6 protein-coding genes (1 of these 6 running past the window's edge) are annotated in these 6,085 nt (G+C 61.6%); 3 read left to right on the top strand and 3 right to left on the bottom strand.

Going from position 1 to position 6,085, the window contains the following annotated elements; all coding sequences use genetic code 11:
• Positions 1–1,176, bottom strand: partial view of a tyrosine--tRNA ligase gene (gene tyrS, locus ACZ889_RS06155; protein WP_180688940.1) — the 5' portion only. Its footprint begins 24 nt before the window's first position; the window shows 1,176 of its 1,200 coding nt (coding positions 1–1,176); its start codon is at positions 1,174–1,176; its stop codon lies off the left edge, out of view.
• Between the two features lie 213 nt (positions 1,177–1,389).
• Here tyrS and ACZ889_RS06150 point away from each other — a divergent pair, with 213 nt between their 5' ends.
• Both ACZ889_RS06150 and ACZ889_RS06145 read left to right on the top strand, forming a co-directional pair.
• Positions 1,390–2,811, top strand: a complete 1,422-nt coding sequence (locus tag ACZ889_RS06150) for a peptidoglycan DD-metalloendopeptidase family protein (protein WP_003255509.1) — start codon at positions 1,390–1,392, stop codon at positions 2,809–2,811.
• A gap of 3 nt (positions 2,812–2,814) precedes the next feature.
• Positions 2,815–3,906, top strand: coding sequence for an anhydro-N-acetylmuramic acid kinase (locus tag ACZ889_RS06145; RefSeq protein ID WP_014861772.1), 1,092 nt, complete (start codon positions 2,815–2,817; stop codon positions 3,904–3,906).
• Positions 3,907–3,965: 59 nt separating this feature from the next.
• On the opposite strand, the gene erpA is transcribed toward ACZ889_RS06145, so the two are convergent.
• Entirely contained in the window at positions 3,966–4,316 is a 351-nt protein-coding gene (gene erpA, locus ACZ889_RS06140) for an iron-sulfur cluster insertion protein ErpA (RefSeq protein WP_003255511.1), read from the bottom strand.
• A 147-nt stretch (positions 4,317–4,463) separates the two neighbouring features.
• The gene (gene argC / locus ACZ889_RS06135; RefSeq protein ID WP_003255512.1) at positions 4,464–5,498 is read right to left on the bottom strand and encodes an N-acetyl-gamma-glutamyl-phosphate reductase; all 1,035 of its coding nucleotides are present in this window, start codon (positions 5,496–5,498) and stop codon (positions 4,464–4,466) included.
• A 142-nt stretch (positions 5,499–5,640) separates the two neighbouring features.
• On the opposite strand from argC, the gene hemJ reads away from it, so the two are divergent.
• Positions 5,641–6,066, top strand: coding sequence for a protoporphyrinogen oxidase HemJ (hemJ, locus tag ACZ889_RS06130; RefSeq protein WP_004574934.1), 426 nt, complete (start codon positions 5,641–5,643; stop codon positions 6,064–6,066).
• Positions 6,067–6,085 lie beyond the last annotated feature (19 nt).

The following is a 6,085-nucleotide window of genomic DNA, read 5'->3' as shown; positions in this document are numbered from 1 at the left end:
GCCAAACGACTTCTTGCCCGCCTGGCACACATGCGTAGCACCAAGGACAAATATGAAGTCCTTGTCGACCACTGCACCATCAACCTTCACCGCGCCGCCACTCAGCAAATCTCGCGCCTGAGCCGAGTTCTTGACCAGACCAGCCCGATTCAACACCGCAGCAATTGGCAGGTCTTCCGCCGCAGCCACTTCGATCTCCGGCAAGTCTTCCGGCAGCTCGCCTTCCTTCATACGGTTACCGGCAGCACGGTGAGCATTGGCCGCAGCCTCCTCACCGTGGAAGCGCGCCACAATTTCTTCCGCCAGCTTGATCTTGATGTCACGTGGGTTGGCGCCATTGGCAACATCGGCCCGGAACTGCTCGATTTCTTCCATCGAACGGAAGCTCAGCAGCTCGAAGTAACGCCACATCAGGGTATCCGGGATCGACACCAGCTTGCTGTACATCACCCCTGGCGCTTCCTGGATGCCGACATAGTTGCCCAGCGACTTCGACATCTTCTTCACACCGTCGAGCCCTTCGAGCAGTGGCATGGTCACGATGTTCTGCGCTTCCTGCCCATAAGACCGCTGCAGTTCACGCCCCATCAGCAGGTTGAACTTCTGGTCGGTACCACCCAGCTCAACATCCGCCTTCAGCGCCACCGAGTCATAGCCTTGCACCAGCGGGTAGAGGAACTCGTGGATGGCAATCGGCTGATTGGAGGTGTAACGCTTGTCGAAGTCATCACGCTCCAGCATGCGCGCGACGGTGTACTGCGAAGCCAGGCGAATGAAGTCGGCAGGGGTCAGCTTGTCCATCCACGTGGAGTTGAACGCGACTTCAGTCTTGGCCGGGTCAAGAATCTTGAACACCTGCTGCTTGTAAGTCTCGGCGTTCTCCAGCACCTGTTCGCGGGTCAGCGGCGGGCGCGTGGCGCTCTTGCCACTCGGGTCACCGATCATGCCGGTGAAGTCACCGATCAGGAAGATGACCTGGTGGCCCAGATCCTGGAACTGGCGCAGCTTGTTGATCAGCACCGTGTGACCCAGGTGCAGGTCCGGAGCGGTCGGGTCGAAGCCGGCCTTGATGCGCAGAGGTTGGCCGCGCTTGAGCTTCTCCACCAGTTCCGACTCGACCAGTACTTCTTCCGCACCGCGCTTGATAAGCGCCAGCTGCTCTTCAACCGACTTCATAGACAAACCCGCAAGGCTCAGATTCAGGGGGAGCCAACCATACAAGATCGGCCGTCAAATACAAGTTTCGCAAAGGAATGTGACCCGAACACAGGCTTGCGGCGTCTACGCGCCCTTGCGTGAAAATGGATTTGGTTATATTTTATACAGTTATTTCATCTTCATCATGTCATTCATCTTTTCCATTTCACCTTTTTCAAAGTCACCTTGCCCATGACCAACGAACCGCCTAAAGCGCCCCCGCTTTATCCGAAGAGCCATCTGTTGGCCGCCAGCGGCATCGCCGCCCTGCTCAGCCTGGCTTTGCTGGTATTTCCTTCCAGCGAAGTGGAAGCCAAGAAAACTACCCTCAACCTCGAGCTCGAAAGCCCTGCCGAGCAGCTGAAAGACGAATCCCGCGCTGCGCCCCTGGTGCAAAGCGAAGGTGAGCAAGGCTCGCCTTTCGCCCAGATCGAAGAGGCTACCCCCGAAACCCAGAAGGCCGATCAACAGGCCCCGGCTGCCGAACCGGTTGCCGAGGCCGCCAAGGAGCCTGGCCACCGCGAAGTCACCGTGGCCCGCGGCGATACCCTGTCCACCCTGTTCGCCAAGGTCGGCCTGCCCGCCAATGCTGTGCATGACTTGCTGGCCAGCAACAAGCAGGCCAAGCAATTCAGCCAGCTCAAGCACGGCCAGGTCTTGCAGTTCGAGCTCGACAAGGATGGCCAGCTGGCCAGCCTGCACAGCAAAGTCAGCAACCTCGAAACCATTCGCCTGACCAAAACCGCCAAGGGCTACACATTCAACCGTGAAATCAGCAAGCCGGTGATACGCACCGCCTATGCCCACGGCGTGATCAAGAGCTCGCTGTCAGCTTCCGCCCAGCGCGCCGGCCTGTCCCACAGCATGACCATGGACATGGCCCGCGTGCTGGGTTACGACATCGACTTCGCCCAGGATATTCGCCCAGGGGACGAGTTCGACGTGGTCTACGAACAGAAGGTGATGGACGGCAAGGTCGTCGGCACCGGTAACATCCTCTCTGCGCGCTTCACCAACCGCGGCAAAACCTACACTGCCGTGCGCTACACCAACAAGCAGGGCAACACTACCTACTACACCGCCGACGGCAACAGCCTGCGCAAGGCATTCATCCGCACCCCGGTGGACTTCGCCCGCATCAGCTCGCGCTTTTCCGCCGGTCGCAAGCACCCCATCCTGAACAAGATCCGCGCCCACAAAGGCGTCGACTACGCGGCCCCACGAGGTACGCCGATCAAGGCAGCCGGTGACGGTCGCATCGAACTGGCCGGGCGCCGTGGTGGCTACGGCAATACCGTGATCATTCAGCATGGCAACCGCTACAAGACGCTGTATGGCCACATGCAGGGCTTTGCCAAAGGCATCAAGACCGGCAGTACGGTCAAACAGGGCCAGATCATTGGCTACATCGGCACTACCGGCCTGTCCACCGGCCCACACCTGCACTACGAGTTCCAGGTCAACGGCGTGCACGTCGACCCGCTGAGCCAGAAGGTGCCAATGGCTGACCCGATTGCCAAGAACGAGCGTCAGCGCTTCCTGCAGCAGAGCCAGCCGCTGATTGCCCGCATGGATCAGGAAAAGGCCACCCTGCTCGCAGCGAACAAGCGCTAACCCATGGCGCTCTACCTGGGGGTGATGTCCGGTACCAGCCTCGATGGCCTGGATATCGCCCTGATCGAACAAGGCGAGCAGCTTGAACTGCTCGCCACCCACTACCTGCCCATGCCCCCGGACCTGCGCAAGGACCTGCTGGCCCTGTGCAGCAGCGGCACTGACGAGATTGCCCGTGCCGCACTGGCGGAAAACCGCTGGGCCAGCCTGGCCGGCGAAGGTATCCACCAACTGCTGGCTCGCCAGGGACTGAAGCCCGAAGCCATTCGCGCCATCGGCAGCCACGGCCAGACCATTCGCCATGAACCGTCCCGCGGCTTTACTGTGCAGATCGGTAACCCCGCACTGCTCGCCGAGCTGACAGGCATCAGCGTGGTCGCCGACTTCCGCCGTCGCGATGTGGCTGCCGGAGGCCAGGGCGCGCCACTGGTACCGGCCTTCCACGAAACCCTGTTCAGCCAGCTTGGCCGACGCCTGGCAATCCTCAACGTAGGCGGTTTCAGCAACCTCAGCCTGATCGAGCAGGACAAGCCAGTTCATGGGTTCGATTGCGGCCCGGGGAACGTGCTGCTGGATGCCTGGATCGAGCGCGAGCACGGCCACGCCTACGATGCAGATGGCGCCTGGGCTGCCTCGGGTGTGGTTCAGCACGGGTTGCTCAGCGCACTGATGGCTGACCCGTTCTTTGCCGGCAGCGGCCCCAAGAGTACCGGCCGCGAGGTGTTCAACCTGCCTTGGCTGGATCGCCACCTGGCCAACCTGCCGGCATACCGGGCCCAGGACGTGCAGGCGACACTGCTGGAGCTGACCGCACGCAGCATCATCGATTCGCTTGGCAAAGCCCAGCAAAGCACCGAAGCGCTGTTGGTCTGTGGTGGGGGCGCCCGCAACGGCGCGCTGATGGCCCGTCTTGGCCAGCTGCTACCGGCGGCCCGTGTTGCAAGCACTGGCGCCTATGGCGTAGACCCGGACTGGGTCGAAGCCATGGCCTTCGCCTGGCTGGCTCACTGCTGCCTGGAGGGTATCGCCGCCAACCGCCCCAGCGTCACTGCCGCCAAGGGCCTACGCGTACTGGGCGCGATCTACCCGGCATAGCCACTACGCCAAAAAGCAAAACGCCGCGCAATTGCGCGGCGTTTTCGTATGCCCAGCCCTTAGATCGAGAACGACGATCCGCAACCGCAGGTGGTCGCGGCATTCGGGTTCTTGATCACAAAGCGCGAGCCTTCCAGGCCTTCCTGATAGTCCACCTCGGCACCCGCCAGGTACTGGAAGCTCATCGGGTCGACCACCAGGGAAACGCCCTCGCGCTCGACAATGGTGTCATCTTCGGCCACGTCTTCATCGAAGGTGAAGCCGTACTGGAAGCCCGAGCAACCGCCACCGGTAACGAACACTCGCAGCTTCAGACGCTCATTGCCTTCCTCATTGACCAGGTTCTTCACCTTCTGGGCTGCCCCGTGGGTAAACTCCAGACCGGTAGGGGTGAAGGTTTCGACGCTCATGTTGATTCTCCCGGCGCGGTAGCCGCCATAAAACTCGATGACGCGTATTATCCGCTTTCCCGAGAAAATCGGTCAAGAATTGTGCGGCTTTAGTCGCGACCTGCAAAAAGGCCCGCACGACGCGGGCCTTTTCCAATGCTGGCGGCCTTACGGCAGCAAGCCGGCATGGGACAGGCCCATGCGTTCATCCAGCCCGAACAGGATGTTGAGGTTCTGCACCGCCTGGCCGGAGGCGCCCTTGACCAGGTTGTCGATCACCGACAGCACCACCACCAGGTCACCACCCTGCGGGCGATGAACGGCAATGCGGCAGACGTTGGCACCACGCACGCTGCGGGTTTCCGGATGGCTGCCTGCTGGCATCACGTCGACGAACGGTTCATCGGCGTAGCGTTTCTCGAACAGCGCCTGCAGGTCGACCGAGGTATCGACCACGTTTGCGTACAGGGTGGCGTGGATACCACGGATCATAGGCGTCAGGTGCGGCACGAACGTCAGGCCAATATCCTTGCCTGCGGCCAGGCGCAAACCCTGACTGATTTCTGGCAGGTGACGATGCCCCTTGACTGCATAGGCCTTCATGCTCTCGCCGGCTTCGCAGAACAGCGAACCGACCGCGGCGCCACGGCCAGCACCGCTGACACCCGACTTGCAGTCGGCGATCAGGCGCGACGCGTCGGCCAGGCCCGCTTCCAGCAGCGGCAGGAAGCCCAGCTGGGTGGCAGTCGGGTAGCAACCCGGCACAGCGATCAGACGCGCCTGGCGGATCTTCTCGCGGTTCACTTCTGGCAGGCCGTATACCGCGTCCTTGAGCAGCTCAGGCGCGCCATGCGGCTGACCGTACCACTTGCCCCACTCGGCGGCATCCTGCAGGCGGAAGTCGGCAGACAGGTCGATCACCTTGGTGCCGGCCGCCAGCAGCTCACCGGCCAGGGCGTGTGCAACACCATGCGGGGTGGCGAAGAACACCACATCACAGGCCCCCAGAGCCTTGCTGTCCGGCACGCTGAACGCCAACCCGTCATAGTGGCCGCGCAGGTTCGGGTACATGTCCGCCACCGCCACGCCCGCCTCGGAGCGCGAAGTAATGACCGCCACTTCGGCCTGTGGATGCTGTGCCAGCAGACGCAACAGTTCGACGCCGGTGTAACCCGTGCCGCCGACGATACCGACCTTGATCATAACGCTTGCCCCTTATCAACGAGCCGTCTGGAAAGCGCACGATAATAGGGGCGCAGGGCGCCTGTAACAACTCTTCGGGTGACCCTTCGGGCGCTTGACCACTACTATCTGACGACCGTGATTACCTGAAGGAACTCCCTCCATGCTTTACCTATGGATCAAAGCGCTGCATATCGTCAGCGTGGTCTGCTGGTTCGCCGGCCTGTTCTACCTGCCCAGGCTGTTCGTCTACCACGCCCAGAGCCAGGACAGCATCAGCCAGGAACGCTTTGCGACCATGGAGCGCAAGCTGTACCGCGGCATCATGAATCCGGCGATGATCGCCACCTACGTTTTTGGCGCCTGGATGCTGTACCTCAATCCCGGCTGGCTGAGCCAGGGGTGGCTGCATGCCAAGCTCACCCTGGTGATCCTGCTGACCGGCTACCATCACGTGTGCGGTGCCCAGCGCAAACGCTTCGCCAATGGCACCAACACCCGCAGCCACGTCTACTATCGCTGGTTCAACGAAGTGCCCGTGCTGATCCTGCTGGGTATCGTCATTCTGGTGGTGGTGAAACCGTTCTGACATAGCCACCCGCTCAAGG

Source organism: Pseudomonas sp. TE3895 (assembly GCF_056278855.1).
This window is presented reverse-complemented; position numbering and strand designations above follow the sequence as displayed.

Bases quoted from the DNA above. Each gene is read 5' to 3' on its own strand.
- erpA (WP_003255511.1), bottom strand. From the start codon at position 4,316: ATGAGCGTCGAAACCTTCACCCCTACCGGTCTGGAGTTTACCCACGGG.
- ACZ889_RS06145 (WP_014861772.1), top strand. From the start codon at position 2,815: ATGGCGCTCTACCTGGGGGTGATGTCCGGTACCAGCCTCGATGGCCTG.
- argC (WP_003255512.1), bottom strand. From the start codon at position 5,498: ATGATCAAGGTCGGTATCGTCGGCGGCACGGGTTACACCGGCGTCGAA.
- ACZ889_RS06150 (WP_003255509.1), top strand. From the start codon at position 1,390: ATGACCAACGAACCGCCTAAAGCGCCCCCGCTTTATCCGAAGAGCCAT.
- hemJ (WP_004574934.1), top strand. From the start codon at position 5,641: ATGCTTTACCTATGGATCAAAGCGCTGCATATCGTCAGCGTGGTCTGC.